At 45.2% G+C, this 17,670-nt stretch carries 13 protein-coding genes; 5 read left to right on the top strand and 8 right to left on the bottom strand.

The features are described 5' to 3' along the window. Window positions 1-5: 5 nt before the first annotated feature. The 4 genes from AB4Z08_RS17670 to AB4Z08_RS17685 all read right to left on the bottom strand — a co-directional run bounded on the left by AB4Z08_RS17670 (window position 6) and on the right by AB4Z08_RS17685 (window position 6,038). The gene (locus AB4Z08_RS17670; RefSeq protein ID WP_441575088.1) at window positions 6-1,184 is read right to left on the bottom strand and encodes an efflux RND transporter periplasmic adaptor subunit; all 1,179 of its coding nucleotides are present in this window, start codon (window positions 1,182-1,184) and stop codon (window positions 6-8) included. 80 nt (window positions 1,185-1,264) lie between these two features. After that, a complete protein-coding gene (locus AB4Z08_RS17675) occupies window positions 1,265-2,497 on the bottom strand; it encodes a TolC family protein (protein WP_441575089.1) in 1,233 nt (410 codons plus the stop codon). Beyond that, on the bottom strand, window positions 2,494-5,598 hold the full coding sequence (locus AB4Z08_RS17680) for an efflux RND transporter permease subunit (protein ID WP_441575090.1): 3,105 nt from the start codon (window positions 5,596-5,598) through the stop codon (window positions 2,494-2,496). The genes AB4Z08_RS17675 and AB4Z08_RS17680 overlap by 4 nt, the downstream gene beginning before the upstream one ends. Before the next feature lie 125 nt (window positions 5,599-5,723). Then, entirely contained in the window at window positions 5,724-6,038 is a 315-nt protein-coding gene (locus tag AB4Z08_RS17685; protein ID WP_441575091.1) for a DUF6660 family protein, read from the bottom strand. Between the two features lie 103 nt (window positions 6,039-6,141). Between AB4Z08_RS17685 and AB4Z08_RS17690 the strand changes: the two genes are divergently transcribed. From AB4Z08_RS17690 to AB4Z08_RS17705, 4 genes are all read left to right on the top strand, one after another. Then, window positions 6,142-6,837, top strand: a complete 696-nt coding sequence (locus AB4Z08_RS17690) for a LytR/AlgR family response regulator transcription factor (RefSeq protein WP_441575092.1) — start codon at window positions 6,142-6,144, stop codon at window positions 6,835-6,837. Between the two features lie 127 nt (window positions 6,838-6,964). After that, window positions 6,965-7,159, top strand: a complete 195-nt coding sequence (locus tag AB4Z08_RS17695) for a hypothetical protein (RefSeq protein ID WP_441575093.1) — start codon at window positions 6,965-6,967, stop codon at window positions 7,157-7,159. Between the two features lie 144 nt (window positions 7,160-7,303). Then, complete coding sequence (locus AB4Z08_RS17700) at window positions 7,304-9,508, top strand: ATP-binding protein (RefSeq protein WP_441575094.1); 2,205 nt, start codon at window positions 7,304-7,306, stop codon at window positions 9,506-9,508. Window positions 9,509-9,663: 155 nt separating this feature from the next. After that, window positions 9,664-9,861: a hypothetical protein gene (locus tag AB4Z08_RS17705; RefSeq protein ID WP_441575095.1), complete on the top strand. Its 198-nt coding sequence runs from the start codon at window positions 9,664-9,666 to the stop codon at window positions 9,859-9,861. A gap of 148 nt (window positions 9,862-10,009) precedes the next feature. Here AB4Z08_RS17705 and AB4Z08_RS17710 read toward each other — a convergent pair whose 3' ends face one another. Further along, on the bottom strand, window positions 10,010-11,263 hold the full coding sequence (locus tag AB4Z08_RS17710) for a tetratricopeptide repeat protein (protein WP_441575096.1): 1,254 nt from the start codon (window positions 11,261-11,263) through the stop codon (window positions 10,010-10,012). Window positions 11,264-11,423: 160 nt separating this feature from the next. Then, window positions 11,424-14,027, bottom strand: a complete 2,604-nt coding sequence (gene gyrA / locus AB4Z08_RS17715) for a DNA gyrase subunit A (RefSeq protein WP_441575097.1) — start codon at window positions 14,025-14,027, stop codon at window positions 11,424-11,426. Window positions 14,028-14,449: 422 nt separating this feature from the next. Between gyrA and AB4Z08_RS17720 the strand changes: the two genes are divergently transcribed. Further along, window positions 14,450-15,772, top strand: a complete 1,323-nt coding sequence (locus AB4Z08_RS17720) for a saccharopine dehydrogenase C-terminal domain-containing protein (RefSeq protein WP_441575098.1) — start codon at window positions 14,450-14,452, stop codon at window positions 15,770-15,772. Between the two features lie 204 nt (window positions 15,773-15,976). Here AB4Z08_RS17720 and AB4Z08_RS17725 read toward each other — a convergent pair whose 3' ends face one another. Together AB4Z08_RS17725 and AB4Z08_RS17730 are read right to left on the bottom strand one after the other, a co-directional pair. Then, window positions 15,977-16,654 (bottom strand): SIR2 family NAD-dependent protein deacylase, encoded by a 678-nt coding sequence (locus tag AB4Z08_RS17725; protein ID WP_441575099.1) that lies wholly within the window; start codon window positions 16,652-16,654, stop codon window positions 15,977-15,979. A gap of 10 nt (window positions 16,655-16,664) precedes the next feature. Further along, on the bottom strand, window positions 16,665-17,582 hold the full coding sequence (locus AB4Z08_RS17730; RefSeq protein ID WP_441575100.1) for a DUF4349 domain-containing protein: 918 nt from the start codon (window positions 17,580-17,582) through the stop codon (window positions 16,665-16,667). Between the last annotated feature and the right edge of the window lie 88 nt (window positions 17,583-17,670).

The following is a 17,670-nucleotide window of genomic DNA, read 5'->3' on the forward strand; positions in this document are numbered from 1 at the left end:
ACCGTCTAATGTCCTTCATGCTCGCCGCTGTTCTTCAGCTTGGCCAGCAGATCGTATGCACCCGTTACTACGATATCAGCGTCCGGCGTATCTTTAGGAAAGCTAACTTCTGTGTATCCCTGTTCACTGTTGCCCTTTTGCACTTCCACCATATTAAAATGGAAACTACTATCTGTGGCTGGCTTTTTCATAAACACATACGCCTTGTTTTCAAAATTAATAACGGCTGCATCGGGCAATGCTTTCACGTTACCGGCGCCGGTTTCAATCATGGCCTGTAAATAGGTGCCTGGCAGCAATTGCGTATCTTCCTGCTCCAGGTGGCAGTGTACCCTCACTGTTCTTTCCGGGCTGATTTCACGGCCTATGAGATGCACGGTGGCTGTACGCTGGGTAGTTTCGTTCGCCAAAGTAAAACGCACCAGTTGCCCAAGTTTCAGCTTGGGAATATCTTTTTCAAATACGGTTAGCTCGGCATGCAGATGCTCTGTATTCACAATACGAAACAGGATATCCGCAGGCGTTACAAACTGCCCCAGGTTCACGTTTACCTGTGTAACGTACCCACTGATAGGCGTAGTGATGTTTACAGTGCGTTGTATATTCCCCTTTTCCAGAGAGGCGAGATTGATGTTCAACACCGCTAATTTCTGTTTCAGCCCATTCTCTTTAGCTTGCAGGGTTTGCCATGTAGCCTTGGCCTGTTGCAATGTTTTCAGGGCGTTTACGTTTTCTTTGGCCAACTCCTGCTGACGCTCGTGTTCTTTCGTGGCATATTCCAGCTGGCTTCTTACTTCCAGGTAATCCTGCTGCATTTGTATATAGTCGAGATTTTCCAGGACAGCTATTACCTGTCCCTGCTTTACCCGCATCCCCTGCAGTAAACTCGTTTGTTTTACAAAGCCACCCATAGGCACTGCAATGCTCACCTGCTGCTGCGGAGGCACATCCAGTAGTCCGTTTACTTTTACAGCGCCGCTGATCTGCCGGCTTTCCGGTTTACCATAGGTGATGCCCACTGTTTTAAATTGCTCGGCGGTCAGTTCTACTACCCCGGCTTCTTCTTCATGGTCGTGGGCCTCCGTCGCTTTATTGGCGTCCGGCTTATTACCGCAGGAAACCACTAACATGGCAGCAGCCATTGCTATAACAGGAAGGAGGATATATTTTTTTAATTGTTGCATGATGGATCGTTTTATGAATGTTGACTGCCGGCCGGTTAAGACGAAGCAGTCGGTTTATTACTAACAGTGCTACGTCTTAGTTACGGTTGTCCTGCGAGGAAAGCCATATACAACTCTGCCTGTTTTACATCGTTGCGTGCCAGCAAATAGCCCTGCTGAGCAGCCAGCGCATGTTCCAGGTTCAGAAAGTATTCGGCATAGCCAATATCGCCGCTACTGTATGATTTCTCGGATTGTTTCAATAACAATTCTACATTGGGCAACGAGGTACGCTGGTAAAACTCCAGGCTGTTGCGGTTTTTAATAAACTGCTGTACGGCCTGTTCATATTGCGATTGCAACTGAATCACGTTATTATCGTAATGCAGACTAGCGGCTTGTTGCTGCTTTTCTTCCGCCCTCACTTTTGCTTTGAGAGGACCCATCCAGAGTGGTAACGCCAGTCCTACCTGGAATCCCTGGAACCGGTTACTATTGGTCGCCAGCGGCGATCCGGAGGTATTTAGCGGGTTACCTATAAATGACTGGTTAAAATAGCCCACGGTAATATCCGGCAGTATAGCGGCTTTGAATACCTTCTGCTGTTTCTCTGCAATATTGATTTGCTGTTTCAGGTATTGCAGTTGCGGATTAGCCGCTACGGCTACGGAGTCACTGCTCAGGAGCATATTGGCTTCCGGGATCACAGACTCAGAAATAGTCACTGGTGTGGTGGTACCCAACAGGGCTTGCAGGCGCGCAGTATAGATCTTGATATCTGCTTCATTTTGCCGCAGGGAATTACGCACTTCATTTAATCTGCCTTCTGCTGCTGTTTTTTCCAGCATCCTGCTTTCCCCGGTTCTGTAGCGCAGATCGGCGCTGCGGGCAAAATTGGTAAACAGGCTATCCTGGTGAACGATCAATGCCCTGACTTCCTGCAGGTACAGCAACTGTACGTATACCTGTTTCACCTGGTAAACGAGTTCATTTTTTGTGGAAGCTTTTAACCATACGGCCTTCTCTACCTGTGCATTATTCAGTTGCTTCCTGGCACCAAATAAAGACGGGAAGGGTATCGTTTGGGAGACACTATAATTATTATCATTGGAAACATAACTATTCGTTTGCCCATATTGCAGACTCAATTCCGTTTTGGGAAGTTCGGCACTGGTACCTACCAGTTTCCGGTAATAATCGATAGACGCATCTGCCGATTTGAGTCCTTTATTTTGCTGTAAAGCCTGTTGCACAGCAGTTTCCATGGTGAGTGGCTGCGTTTGTGCCAATACCGAAAATGGAAACATTAATAAGATGAATATCCTGATGCTCATAATTTTTGTTTTGAAAAGCCTTTTTCAAAATAGATGTATAAACAGGGTAATACCAATAGTGTCAGCAATGTGGAAGTAATCAATCCTCCGATCACGACAGTGGCCAGCGGCCGCTGTACTTCCGCACCTGCACTGGTGGCCAGGGCCATCGGCAAAAATCCGAGTGACGCAACAAATGCTGTCATCAATACTGGCCGTAAGCGTGTAGCCGTTCCATTTAGTACAATACTATTCAGATCACGAAGGCCTGATTGTTTTAAACGGTTAAATTCTCCTATCAGCACAATACCATTCAATACCGCTACGCCAAACAGGGCAATGAATCCTACGCCGGCAGAAATACTGAAAGGCAGTCCTCTTAGTAACAGGGCAAACACCCCTCCTATGGCCGACATAGGGATGGCAGTGAAAATCAGCAACGACTGTTTTACAGATCGGAAAGTGAAATACAACAATCCGAAAATGAGTAACAATGCAATGGGCACGGCCACGGATAAACGCTGATTGGCTTCTTTCAGATTTTCAAACTGACCGCCATATCGTATAAAATAGCCGGCTGGTAATTTCACTTCTTTATCTATCGCTTTTTCAATGTCGGTAACTACGCTGGCAATATCGCGTCCGCGTACGTTGAAACCTACAATGGTGCGGCGTTTGGCATCTTCCCGTTGCACCTGATTAGGCCCGATCGTCATACTCACGTTGGCTACTTCTGCCAGCGGTACCTGGTTGCCCGAGGGAGTGGTAATGTATAGGTTTTGTACATCTGCCAGGCTCTGACGGCTCTGTTGATCCAGCCGGAGTACCAGGTCGAAGCGCTTCTCGCCTTCATATACCAGTCCGGCGCTTTGTCCGGCGAAGGCGGTGTTGATCGCCTGGTTAATGGTGGCAATGTCCAGTCCGTAACGGGCTATCTTATCTCGATCAGCTGTTACCACTATCTGTGGCAAGCCGCCTGTTTGTTCTACATAAAGGTCTTTGGCGCCGGTTGTACGGTTTACAATGCCGCCAATCTTATCTGCCAGCCCGGCCAGCGTGGCCAGGTCTTCCCCAAAGATTTTGATCCCCACATCCTGTCTTACGCCGGAGATCAGTTCATTAAACCGCAGCTGTATAGGCTGACTAAAGCCGAAGCTGACGCCTGGTATAGCTTCCAGCGCTTCCTGCATTTTATTGGCCAGCTCTTCCCGGCTGCGGGCGCTGATCCACTCTTTTTTAGGTTTCAATAAAATGGTCAGATCGCAGGCCTCCATGGGCATAGGGTCCGTGGGGATTTCCGCGGCGCCTATTTTACCGATCACCTCTTTTACTTCCGGAAATTGCTTCATCAATATGCCGGAAGCCAGACTTACTTTGTCAATGGTTTCTGACAATGAACTCCCCGTGAGTAAGCGGGTTTCTACGGCGAAGTCGCCCTCTTCCAGGGTAGGAATAAATTCTCCCCCCATCTTACCAAATAAAAATAATACTATTACAAAAAGCAGGATGGCAGTACCCGTTACCAGGGCTTTTGCACGTAGTGCGCCCCTTATAACAGGGTCGTATATACGCTGAAAGAAACGCATCATACGATCCGAGATCGTTACTTTATTATCCAGATTTTTACTCAGCAGTAAGGCCGAAATCATCGGTACATAGGTGAGTGATAGTATAAACGCGCCCAGGATGGCAAAAGAAACGGTTTGTGCCATCGGGCGGAACATCTTCCCTTCGATACCTGTAAGCGCGAGGATAGGCAGGTAAACGATCAGGATGATGATTTCACCAAAAGCAGCAGTGCTGCGTATTTTGCTGGCAGCATCGTATACTTCCGTGTCCATTTCCGCCTGTGATAACCGTAACAGACCTTTAGATTTATTTCTACCGGCCAGGTGGTGCAGCGTAGCTTCCACAATGATCACCGCCCCATCTACAATAAGTCCGAAGTCGATCGCTCCCAGGCTCATGAGGTTACCGGATACCCCAAACAGGTACATCATGGAAATGGCAAACAACATGGATAAAGGAATTACCGAGGCTACAATCAGCCCTGCGCGGAGGTTACCGAGGAACAGCACCAATACAAAAATAACGATGAGCGCCCCTTCTATGAGGTTCTTCTGTACCGTGCCTACTGCCCTGCCTACAAACTCGCTGCGATCCAGGAAAGGCTCTACCACCACTCCCGGAGGCAACGTCTTCTGTATCTGTGCAATCCGGGTTTTTACTGCTTTTACCACCTCATTGGAGTTCTTTCCTTTCAACATCATCACGATGCCGCCTACGGCCTCACCACTTGCATTGCGGGTCAATGCCCCGTAACGTACGGCATCACCTATCTGTACCGTCGCCACATCCCGTACGAGCACAGGCAATCCGTTCGGGATATTCTTCACCACAATCTTCTCTATATCCGCCAGATTGCCAATCAGGCCTTCACTGCGAATAAAATAAGCATTAGGCTTTTTATCTATGTAAGCACCGCCTGTATTCTGGTTATTTCTTTCCAGTGCATTAAACACATCTGCAATGCTCAGCTGGTAACTGCGCAGTTTATCAGGATTCAGGGTTACCTGGTATTGCTTCAGCAAACCGCCAAAGCTGTTGACTTCTGCCACACCGGGTGTACCCAGCAGCTGTCGTCTTACGTACCAATCCTGAACAGTACGCAGTTCACGTGCATTAAATTTGTCTTCATATCCTTTCTGAGGATGCAATACATATTGATATACTTCTCCCAGTCCACTGGAAATGGGTGACATCTCCGGCGTTCCTATTCCGGGTGGAATATTGGTTTTAGCTTCTCCGAGCTTTTCGTTTACCTGTTGCCGTGCCCAGTAAATATCTACATCGTCATGAAATACGATAGTGACCACAGACAAGCCGAACCTGGATATAGAGCGGACTTCCGCCAGTTCGGGAATCACCGCCATGGTTTGTTCTATCGGAAAGGTAATGAGCCTTTCTACTTCCTGTGCAGCGAGCGAAGGCGACTGTGTGATCACCTGTACCTGGTTATTGGTGATATCAGGTACCGCATCTACGGGTAGGCGTAACAGTGAGTAGGTACCACAGGCCACCAGCACAAGGGTGAGTATACCTATAACTAATTTGTTCCTCACAGAGAAACGAATAATCTTATCCAGCATGATTGATTCAATAAGTAATAAAATGGTGTACCTGAACCATATCTGTACCCTTTAAAGGCACTGATACGCTCATAGCAAAAACATCCCGTAAAACATGATTAAACCAGCTGTGGGGGCTGCCAGATATTATCTGAAGAAGAAGGGAGCGGATTAACCGGCAAAACAGGATAATCAAGGACTACCTGTTGCATGTAGAAATAAACGATCACAGGAGTAGCAGGGGTTACCTGTACATTACAACAACTGCACACACATAACGGAGAGCAGAAGTCTGGTTGTGATTCGTGGTTATGTGAAGGAGTCAGCAGTGCATAAGACACTCCCGGGCCACTGCTCACGGCATTGTTATCCGTGCACGGGATGCAGGACAACAGCAGTATATAACAGCTTAATATATAAAGTAGCCACTTCATGATTACAAATGTAAAAATTAAAAGTATAAGTCTCCCGGAAAAAACTGCATCGTAGTTGCGGCTGAGATGATTTTATATTATGATTTGTCCTTAAATTAGCCGCATGAATTGCCTGATAGTAGATGATAATAAGCTGGCCCGGACCGCCATGAAGCAACTGGCCAGCCATGTAGAGCATCTTCACGTTGTTGGCGAATGCAGCAGCGCGATGGAAGCTTATAATCTTTTACAGAAAGAGAAAATAGATCTCCTCCTGCTGGACATAGAAATGCCCGGCATGAGCGGATTGGAGCTCACCCGTAACCTGGGTAAAAAACGTCCCGTGATCATTTTCACCACGGTAAAAAAAGAATACGCGGTAGAAGCTTTTGAGCTGAACGTAGCCGATTACCTTATCAAGCCGGTACAACCTGCCCGTTTTATACAGGCTATTGAAAAGGCGAAAGAAATTTTTGACAGTAATAACCGGGAACTGCAGGTATCTGATACGGAGTTTGTTTTCATACGTGATAATGGTATATTAAAAAGAATACGTACAGAAGATATTCTTTTCCTGGAAGCGATGGGTGACTATGTTAAACTAAATACCCCTCAGAAATTTCACGCCATACATACTACTTTGAAGGCACTGGAAGAAAAGCTCCCTACCGCTAAGTTTATGCGTGTACACCGCTCTTATATCGTAGCGCTTGACAAAATTGAGTCCATAGAAGACGGCACTATCCTCATTCAGAAGAATGCTATACCCATAGCGGATGCATACCGCTCTGCCCTGAATAATAAATTGAATCTCCTGTAGCTCAACGACACTTTATCCTTTTTGACCGATAGCTGCTGCCTGTTGGGCCATAAGTTATACCATCGCCTTTGAAGTGGATGTATCTTTAGGTCGTCAAACAATTGATCACTAACTAAAATATACAACCATGAAAAAGTTTGGTATTATCATCGCTGCAGCTATGTTGTTTATCAGTGCATCATCTTTTGCACAAGCAATAACGCCTAAAAAAGAAGTAAAAAAAGAAGCGACTGCGAAAGCTCCCGCTCATAAAAAGCATGCAACGCATCATCATAAAGCAGCCAAACCAGCTGCTGCTCCTGCTGCACCAAAAGCGAAATAATTACAATTCATTATTGTTTTTTTCTATTATTTAGCCTCAGAGTAATTGTGCTCTGAGGCTAAATAACTAGAGAACTAAGGAATAATTTCCTACTTTTAATGAACTGGCGTTCCTATATCAGCGTTTACTATGTACTAAACTGTCATGCAGCCTAAAAGAATCAAATATTACCTCCTCGGCCTGTTCATTTCCGGAATGGTGTTATTTGTTGTGCTGCAGTTTAATTCTTCCAACAATATCCGCAAGCTGATCAAAGGCAATGAGCAACTACTGCAGGAGCTGAATGTAAAAAATGAGCTGCAGAAGTTGCAAACCAATATGGCCAAAACCGACAGCAAAGTGCGCGGGGCGGTCATTTCCCAGGATACTACCCACATCACCGGCATCGAAGCTGAAATTGCTATCATCAAAGCCGACCTCAAAGAGATTAATAAAATCATCAAAAACGATAGTACGGAAAAGCTCCTCACCCAGCTCAATTACCTGGTGGATGAGAAGAACAACTTTAACCTGATGGTATTGGATACCTTTTACAGCAATGGAAAGTGGGCCGCTGAAAAGATGATCAATAATCAGAAAGGGAAACGGCTGGGAGAAGCCATTACCAGCATTATCCGGCAACTGGATACTACCCGGCAATCGGAGGTAAACCGTACCACTCACCTGATTGACAGCAGCGGACAAAAAGCACAAAGCTGGGGAACCGTGCTGGTATTCTTTGCCTGCTTAACCAGCTTACTGGCATTTCTTTATATTACCAGCCGTATCCACCGGCAGGAACAACTCATAGAAGCCCTGGATGAATCACAGCGACAGGAGAAAAGGCTGGCCGCAGTAAAAGACCAGTTCCTCGCTAATATGAGCCATGAAATCCGCACACCTATGAATGCTGTGCTGGGCTTTACTCATCTGTTAAAAGCGCAGCCCCTTAACGACAAATCAAAAGAATATGTAGGTGTTATTGAAAATGCCGGGCAAAGTTTGCTCGAGATCATCAATGATATACTGGATATCTCCAAAATAGAATCCGGTATGATGCGCATAGAAGCCACAGCTTTTAGCCTGCGCAGTGTGCTGCATGGGGTGAACACCATGTTCAAACCCAAGGCGGAAGAAAAGCAACTCCAGTTGTCCGTTACCATTGATGAGGAAGTACCGGATATTTTATACGGAGATGTGATGCGGCTGACACAGGTGCTCATAAACCTTACGAGCAATGCGGTTAAATTCACCAACGAAGGTGACGTACGCATTCACGTAACAAAGGTATGGTCGGAAGAAAAGGCTGTTCGTATATTGTTTACCGTTAGTGACACCGGCATTGGCATAGATGCCTCTAAACTGCATAGTATATTTGATCGCTTTAACCAGGCAGAAGCCTCTACCACACGTAAGTTCGGAGGAACAGGATTAGGATTAACCATTGTAAAACAACTGATAGAACTGCAGAATGGTTTTATTTCCGTGGAAAGTAAAGCCGGTGAAGGCGCCACTTTTAAAGTAGAATTACCTTATACTCTGGGAGAATCACTTTCTGAAGAAGGTAATACTTATTTTAGCGAGAATGATCAGTTACCGTTGCATCCGGATGTACGTTTGCTGGTGGCAGAAGATAATAAAATGAACCAGAACCTGCTTCGTCATCTGTTGAGTAGCTGGCAGTTGCAATATAAGATTGTCAATAATGGCAAAGAGGTATTACAGGCGCTGGATAAACAACATTACGACCTGGTGCTGATGGATATACAAATGCCTGAAATGGACGGTTACTCTGCCGTACAGGCGATCCGTAATGAGTTGCACTCCACGATTCCGGTGATTGCTATGACAGCGCATGCCATGGCTGGAGAACGGGATAAATGTTTGCAGATGGGCATGAATGAGTATATTTCAAAGCCCATTATTGAAGAGGAACTCTATAAAATGATCCAGGTATACATTGGCAAATTGCCGCCCCGGGAATTACCGGCAGCCTGGTATCATCCGCATGAAAATGGTAACGCCCCGCAACAGCTGATTAACATGCACTACCTCCACGACCTTTCCAAGGGCAATCTGCACTTCGAGAAAACGATGCTGGAGCAATTCATCGCACAACTGCCTGAAGAGCTGTCTCTCCTGAAAAAAGCAGTGGTAGCAGAAGACATTAGCGCGATCCGTGCCAACGCTCACAACTTAAAAACAACCGTTTCATTTATAGGGCTGGAAGCTCATCTCTATCCTATATTGGAACCACTGGAAAAACTGCAGGAAAATAACTACCATCCCAATGCAGTCGCCGGGCAGTTCAATACCCTGAAACAATTGTGTATACAGGCCGTACAGGAAGCGATCAATATTTTATTATAGTTCGCAGCATACATTACCGTACATTTTTCCTTGTTCAACGACAGTAATTCCCTTTTCACCGAAACCTACCCAAAACACCTTCTCTCCTGCTGTATTTTTACTGTAGAAATTTTAACAACACATTCATCATCTAATCATTTTAAAAGACAATTATCATGAAAAAAAGCCTGATCGCCGCTGTAGTAGTAATGAGCATTTCTGCTGCTTCTTTCGCACAAGCACCTGCTGCTAAACCAGCTAAGAAAGAAAAAGCTAAAACTGAAGCTGCAAAGCCTGCTGCTGATTCTACTAAAAAAGCTGCAAAACCTGCTAAGAAAGCTGAAGCAAAACCTGCTGCTGCTAAGAAAGCATAATTTAAGCTATAAAGCGTTTGAGTTAATAAGTCCCGTCTACCTCAGGTTGACGGGATTTTTTTGTGCCTTCAGGTTGCTGAAAAGGGCGCATAAAAAAAGAGTCCACCTCGCGGTGGACTCTTTTCAATGATATGTATAGTAGCTGCTATTATTTCAAACCGTCCAGTTTCTTTTTCACTTCTTCTACTTTAGCAGTGTTGTTTTTGATTGCATAGATCTTCTGTAAAGCATATAAACAGCTTTCGTAGGTTTGTTTATCGCTTTGATCCAGGCTGCTGGCTTTAGCGGTGAAACCTGCATCAGCTTTTTCAAAGAAAGGTAATGCCTGGTTCATCAGACCTTCTACTTTACCTTGTAATTCTTTTGCTTTAGGAGAAGATTGTTGTTTGCTATCCAGACCGTTCAGTTCTTTGTTAAAAACAACAGCGCGGTTGAAATACAGTGCACCTAACTGGAAGTTAGCTGTAGCATCTGCCGCATTCATTTCGATGGCTTTTTTGTAAGCTGCTTCTGCTTTACCGATCAGTTCTTCGTAATTAGCTGGTTTAGGAGCGTCGTTACCTTTATCATCACGGGGATTAGCCAGGTTGTCTACACGGATAGCGTAGTCCAGTACTGCAGCTTCATCGCTTGGGTTGTCAGCAATTTTCTTTTCCAGCATACCGAGTAATTCGTTTGTCTTACCGGTTTTGCTGTAGAAGGCCATTTCCATGTCGTTAAAGCGTTTATCCTTAGGGAATAAAACTTTAGCCTGTTCAATGGTTTTCAACCAGTTTGCCTGATCGCCTTTTTCTTCGTAGAGCTGACCCAGGATTACATAGAGCGCTGGTTCACCTTTGAATTGCAGATCTGCTGCTTTTTTCAGGTAAGTGAAAGCGTCATCTTTTTTACCTGCCTGGTTAGCAGCGTAACCAACGTAAAAAGTCAGGGCAGTATCTGTAGGAATGGAACCACCTAAATTTTTACCATTGTAGAATTCAGCAACTTCGAAAGCTTTTTTGAAGTTGATCAGAGAGGAATCCCATTTCTGTTCGTTCAGGTTAGCATAACCAGCATTAGCGATGGTAGCGTATACGTTGAACAAAGGCTGGTTCATTTCCAGAACTGCCTCTTTCATTTTAGGATCTATTTCCAATGCTTTCTTGAAAGCGGCAAAAGCATCTCCGGCTAAAGCGGAGTTCTTTTGTTTGGTGCCCATTGCTTCGAGGATTTTACCATCTACCAGCCAGGTTTTAGCTTCGTTTTTGGTTTTATCGTTCTGTAATGCTGCGTCAATGTCCGCTTTGGCTTTTTCCAGATCTTGCTTCTTCAGGTTCTCATCCGCACTGCTAACTTTTGCCCGTTGCGCCATAACCGATACACCGGCCGTGCAAAAGAGAAGAGATACCAATAATTTTTTCATGCTTTTGTTTTTTTTAGTTGCTGATTACAATAAGAGTATGGTGCTCCAATAAATAATAATACAACCAGCAATCCCGTTACCACTAAGAGCTGGCTGTATTTTTTATCAGGAACAGGCAACAGTTCTTCCTAAAGGAGCTGTTGCCTGTTTTTTAACTAAGTTATTCGTTTGTTGTTTCAGCTTCGCCGGCGGTTTCTTCCGGAGGAGCATCATTGCTTTCAGCAGTTGGCGTCTCGTCAGTGGCTACAGCTGGTGTTTCACTACCTTCTACACCTTCTTCATCATGGATGGCTTCTACTTCCTGTTCGTCCAGACGTGCTACGGCAGCAATTTCATCGCTGTCATCCAGGCGGATCAGTCTAACACCTTGTGTGGCGCGACCTGCTTCGCGGATATCTGCAACGGCCATGCGAATGGTGATACCTGATTTACAGGTAATCATCAGATCGTGTTTCTCAGTTACATCGAGTATGGCGATCAGATTACCGGTTTTTTCAGTGATGTTAATGGTTTTCACCCCTTTACCACCACGGTTGGTAATACGATACTCTTCAATATTGGTACGTTTACCGAAACCTTTCTCGGAAACCACCAGGATTGTTTTCTGATCGTCGTCTTTATTAACACAAACCATACCAACCACCTCATCGTTCTCGCTGTCTACCTCAATTCCTCTTACACCGATAGCGCCACGACCTGTGTCACGTACGGTTGCTTCAGGGAATCTGATAGCGCGTCCACTCTGAATGGCCATCATGATCTGGCTGTCACCGGTAGTCAGTTTAGCTTCCAGCAGTTCATCGCCTTCATTGATGGTAATGGCATTTACACCGTTCTGACGTGGGCGGGAGAATTCTTCCACCATGGTCTTCTTGATGATACCCTTCTTGGTACAAAGTACAATATAATGGTTATTGATAAAATCTTTGTCTCCCAGGTCTTTGATATCAATGATGGCGCGGATTTTATCATCGCCTGGTAATTGAATCATATTCTGGATGGCACGTCCTTTACCACTCTTTTCTCCGTCCGGAATTTCGTAGACCTTCAGCCAGTAGCAGCGACCTTTTTCCGTGAAGAACAGCATGGTATGGTGCGTAGAGGCCACGAACAGGTGTTCGATGTAATCCTCATCACGTGTTTTACCGCCGATGGCGCCACGTCCGCCGCGTTTCTGCTGACGGTAATCGTAGGCAGAGGTACGTTTGATATAACCCAGGTGAGAAATGGTGATTACCACGTCTTCCTCTGCGATGATATCTTCAATTCTCATTTCGCTGGCGAGGTACTGAATCTCTGTTTTACGTTCGTCACCGAATTTCTTTTTCACTTCTTCCAGTTCTTCGCGGATGATTTTCATACGTAATCCTTCATCATCCAGTACTTCTTTCAGATAAGTGATCAGCTTCATGATATCATCGTATTCAGCACGGATCTTGTCGCGTTCCATACCGGTCAGACGTTGTAAACGCAGTTCCAGTATAGCTTTGGACTGTAATTCAGACAAGCCGAATTCGCTCATCAGGCCATCTTTCGCGATTTCCGGTGTAGCAGCCGCACGGATCAGGGCAATTACCTGATCCAGGTGATCCAGTGCAATGAGGTAACCAGCGAGGATATGCGCTTTTTCTTCTGCTTTACGCAGGTCAAAGCGGGTTCTTCTGATTACTACTTCATGACGGAAGTCGATGAACTCAGCGATCATATCTTTCAGGTTCAGGATACGTGGACGGCCTTTTACCAGCGCCACGTTGTTGATACCGTAAGATGTCTGTAGCTCGGAATATTTAAATAACTGGTTGATGATCACATTAGAGATAGCTTCTCTTTTCAGATCAATTACCAGGCGCATTCCTTCACGGTCACTTTCGTCACGTACATCGGAAATACCTTCAATAATTTTATCATTTACCAGCTGCGCAATTTTCTGATGCAGAACGGCCTTGTTGATCTGGTAAGGCAATTCATAAATAATCAGTTTTTCGCGGCCGTTTTTAGCCGTTTCTGAGGTTATTTTACCTCTCACCACTACTCTACCCCTTCCGGTTTCAAACCCCTGCTTAACGCCTTCAAAACCATAAATAACACCACCTGTTGGGAAGTCTGGTGCTTTTACGTGTTTAATCAGTTCTTCAATGGTGATCTCTTTGTTTTCGATATAGGCGATGGCACCATCCACTACCTCGTTGAGGTTATGGGGCATAATGTTGGTGGCCATACCTACGGCGATACCAGAGGCACCGTTTACGAGCAGGTTGGGAATACGGGTTGGCAGTACAGTAGGTTCTTCGAGGGTATCATCGAAGTTGTTGGTAAAGTCTACCGTTTCTTTTTCAATGTCTTCCAGCATGGCCTCTGCGATCTTCTGCAGACGGATTTCCGTGTAACGCATCGCTGCCGGCATGTCTCCATCTACCGAACCGAAGTTACCCTGACCATCCACCATTGGATAACGCATGCTCCAGGGCTGCGCCAGACGTACAATGGTGTCATAAATGGAAGCATCACCATGTGGGTGATATTTACCCATTACCTCACCCACAATACGCGCTGATTTCTTGTAGGCTTTGTTACTGTGGTTCCCCAGTTCATTCATTCCGAATAAAACGCGGCGGTGCACAGGCTTCAAACCATCTCTCACATCGGGTAAGGCGCGGCCTACGATCACGGACATAGAGTAATCTATGTAGGCCGTTTTCATTTGCTCCTCGATATTTATCTGGACAATTCTCCCTTCCTGATGATTTTCCGTATGCTCTGTCATTTTGTGTGTTGATTTACAGTTTTTTCTGCTCAAAACAGATAAAGGCAAATATAGCCATTTCAGCCCTTATTACGAGCTAAATATCAGAAAATGTGAATAAAAAGGGCTATAGGGATAAACGATTATATTGCAATATCGATATATGATTGATTTAAACAATGAATGACAACCATTTATAGGTGCTTTACGTTATAGGTAAATAGCCCTGTTTTTAATTTATCTGCAATATGTTAAGCTGGTTTAATATATTAGAATATAAATATTGGCAAAGTATTTGTTTCTAACCACCTGATAATCAATAGATCGAATCAACGGAAAACATATATATAAGAAGAATAAATCCGAATTTGCCCTCAAATTCGAACATTAGTATCAAAAGAGCTGTTATTCCCCTGATTCTTAATCACTTTCTAAAGAAGACTATGAAGAACATACTGTTGTTTGGCGCCGGAAAATCGGCCACCAGTCTGATCGACTATCTGTTAACAAATGCGCCGAGACAAAAATGGCATTTAACTGTAGCTGATCACGACCTGTCGCTTATCAAGTCCAAAACAGGAAAATCATATTATGCAACGCCTGCGGCGCTTGATATTAAAGACCATAACGCCAGACTGCAACTCATCCGGGAAACGGACCTGGTCATTTCCTTATTACCGGCCCAACTACATATCCTGGTAGCAAAAGATTGCCTGGAAGCGAAGAAAAACCTGCTCACCGCTTCCTACATTGATCCCGAAGTACGTAAACTACAGGAGGAGATAGAAAAAGCCGGTTTGCTTTTTATGTACGAAATGGGCCTGGATCCAGGCATAGACCATATGTCCGCCATGAAACTCATTCATTCCATTGAGAAAAAAGGTGGCCAGATATTTTCCTTTAAATCGTACTGTGGCGGCCTCATTTCGCCGGACAGTAACGATAACCCATGGCAGTATAAAGTGTCATGGAATGCCCGGAACATCGTGCTGGCAGGCAGTTCCGGGGCTACTTACAAAGAAAAGGGAAAGGTAAAAGAACTAAATCATGAACAACTGTTTGACCACAGCAAAACCATACAGGTGCCAGGTTTGGGTAAACTGGCCTTCTACCCTAACCGCGACTCCCTCGGCTATATGGAGGCCTACAAGCTGGAAGAACTGGCCACATTTATGCGCGCCACCCTCCGCTACCCCGACTTCTGTGAAGGCTGGAATGCCCTGATAAAGCTGGGTTTGACGGAAGACACCATTAAAATTGCCACCGGGCAATTAACCTATTCCAGCTGGGCTACCGCCCAGGTGACAGAGCAAACAGGTACCCCGGAAGAAAATATCGCCCAGCATCTCGGCGTCAGTACCAAGTCCAAAGTCATCCGCCAGCTAAAATTTCTGGGATTATTAAGCACAGATGTCATAAATTTAGGTGAGCAAACCAATGCGGACATCCTCCAGTTCCTCGTGGAAAACAAACTGAAAATGGAACCGGCAGACAAGGACATGATTGTAATGATGCATGAAATTGAATTCGAGCGCCGTAACATGGCCACCAGGATGCACAGTTACATGATCGCCCAGGGCGAAGACAATATACACACAGCGATGGCCAAAACAGTGGGCCTCCCACTCGGTATCATGGCAAAACTCATACTACAGAATAAAGTAACACTAACAGGTTTACAGATACCGGTCATGCCGGAAATTTACAACCCCGTTTTAAAAGAATTAGAAGAGTACGATATCAGATTTGAGGAAAGCTTTGAATAAAGCTAACATTATTGTTTTCCTATGATGGACTCTATCGGGCACCAAGGACTTGTGATACCTCCCCAGAGCGGGGAGGTTTTTTTATTCGATAAAAGCATAAGGCTGAAAGCAAAAAGCCATTGAAGCGCTGATCTGTGCGGATATTATCTCCGCTTAAATCAATCGCTTCAATGGCTTTTTGCTTTCACCTTTATGCTTTATGCCTTAGAGTAATTGTATCAGTTCTGCCACCCCTTCTGTAGCGGGCTTCTCAATCGTAAACTGATTCGGCATGGATTCAAATGATGGGATCTTACGGTCAATGATATACGTAGGTGTTCTGAACTTTACATATTGCAGCAGATTAGCCGCCGGATATACCTGCAGAGAGGTTCCAATGACTACAAAAATATCTGCCGCCTGTACTTCCATTACGGCCTTCTCAATCATCGTCACCGCTTCTCCAAACCATACGATGTGCGGGCGCAGCTGTCCGCCGTCTTCTGCCAGGTCTCCCATTTTAATATCGTCCCGGATATCGTAGATCACGTGATCATTATTGACACTACGCATCTTGAATATTTCCCCGTGCAAATGCAGCACATTGGTAGATCCGCCACGTTCGTGCAGGTCGTCAATATTCTGGGTAATAATCCGCACATCGAATTTTTCTTCAAGCTTTGCAAGCCCTGTGTGAGCTGCATTGGGCTGTGCCGCCTGTACATCTTTGCGGCGGCCATTATAGAAATCCTGTACCAGGGCAGGATTTTGTTGCCAGCCTTTTGGCGAAGCTACTTCGTATACATTATAGCCTTCCCATAATCCGTCTGAGTCGCGGAAGGTTCGGAGCCCGCTTTCTGCGCTGATGCCGGCTCCGGTCAGCACCACCAATCTTGGTTTCATGTTGATTTGTTTATAGATTTACGTTAGTTGGGGTTGGGGCAATGGCCCTTTTTAATTTCCATTTCCTTATTCCTCGTCTTATAAAAATAAAGATAAAAACAATACCAAGTAACAAAGGCCATGCACTTAATAAGCCCAGTGAGAAAGATAAAAAGCTGTTCCAGCCCTCTGCAAATGATAACCAGGAACGTTTGAAAAATCCCGGCGCCTGCGGCTCTGTATTGGCAAAGGTCTGATAATAGGTAAGATGAATTCCGCTATACGCCACATGATGATCCATGTATTGGAGACGGCCCTTGGCAGATTCAATTTCTTCCCGTATACTTTTCAACTGCGCTTCCACTGCCAGTATTTCCTCTACTTTTTTTGCCTGCTGTAATATCTGCAGGTAGCGTTGCTCTACCGCCATACGTGCCTTCATACGCGCATCCAGGTCTACATATTCTGCTGTCACATCTGTAGAAGTCATGCTTTTTTCGTCTACCCGTGTGGCGCCACCAGCCAAAGCTTCCATACATTTATCAAATGTGGCGGAAGGTACTTTTATTTCCAGCTCATTACGCCATTCCATGCTGGTATTTGTCTGGCTTTCATTAGCGATATAACCACCATATTTCTTAACGGTATCGGCTACACGATTGCGGCATGCGTCAAAATCGGAAGTAGAAAAGCGGAGAATCCCGTTTTTTATAATTTTCTGGGAGATGGGTAACGGGTCGCTGTTATCCCGATCATCAAGGGCGGCAGGGGACATCTCATCTTTCTCCGCTGATCCCGATGTAACCCCAATCGCTGCTATCCGTTCTTCTGGCAACGTAGCACCAGGAGCCGGCGCTACTAATTGTTTGGCAAGCGAAGAGTTATTGCTGCTACAGGCAGATAATAGCAATATAGCGGTGCTGAGTATCAGGAAAATGGAATGTTTCATACGGTGTAATTTCCTGTATGATGTTCACCCGCTGCAAATTCCATAACCGATAAAAAAAACCTTCTCTCTTTTCTTAAAACACCGAAGG

The organism is Chitinophaga sp. RAB17, from assembly GCF_052114225.1.
GTDB lineage: Bacteria > Bacteroidota > Bacteroidia > Chitinophagales > Chitinophagaceae > Chitinophaga.

Excerpts from the sequence above, each read along its gene's own strand:
- AB4Z08_RS17730 (WP_441575100.1), bottom strand. The coding sequence starts at position 17,582 with ATGAAACATTCCATTTTCCTGATACTCAGCACCGCTATATTGCTATTA.
- AB4Z08_RS17700 (WP_441575094.1), top strand. The coding sequence starts at position 7,304 with ATGCAGCCTAAAAGAATCAAATATTACCTCCTCGGCCTGTTCATTTCC.
- AB4Z08_RS17670 (WP_441575088.1), bottom strand. The coding sequence starts at position 1,184 with ATGCAACAATTAAAAAAATATATCCTCCTTCCTGTTATAGCAATGGCT.
- AB4Z08_RS17685 (WP_441575091.1), bottom strand. The coding sequence starts at position 6,038 with ATGAAGTGGCTACTTTATATATTAAGCTGTTATATACTGCTGTTGTCC.
- gyrA (WP_441575097.1), bottom strand. The coding sequence starts at position 14,027 with ATGACAGAGCATACGGAAAATCATCAGGAAGGGAGAATTGTCCAGATA.
- AB4Z08_RS17675 (WP_441575089.1), bottom strand. The coding sequence starts at position 2,497 with ATGAGCATCAGGATATTCATCTTATTAATGTTTCCATTTTCGGTATTG.
- AB4Z08_RS17710 (WP_441575096.1), bottom strand. The coding sequence starts at position 11,263 with ATGAAAAAATTATTGGTATCTCTTCTCTTTTGCACGGCCGGTGTATCG.
- AB4Z08_RS17720 (WP_441575098.1), top strand. The coding sequence starts at position 14,450 with ATGAAGAACATACTGTTGTTTGGCGCCGGAAAATCGGCCACCAGTCTG.
- AB4Z08_RS17690 (WP_441575092.1), top strand. The coding sequence starts at position 6,142 with ATGAATTGCCTGATAGTAGATGATAATAAGCTGGCCCGGACCGCCATG.
- AB4Z08_RS17725 (WP_441575099.1), bottom strand. The coding sequence starts at position 16,654 with ATGAAACCAAGATTGGTGGTGCTGACCGGAGCCGGCATCAGCGCAGAA.
- AB4Z08_RS17695 (WP_441575093.1), top strand. The coding sequence starts at position 6,965 with ATGAAAAAGTTTGGTATTATCATCGCTGCAGCTATGTTGTTTATCAGT.
- AB4Z08_RS17705 (WP_441575095.1), top strand. The coding sequence starts at position 9,664 with ATGAAAAAAAGCCTGATCGCCGCTGTAGTAGTAATGAGCATTTCTGCT.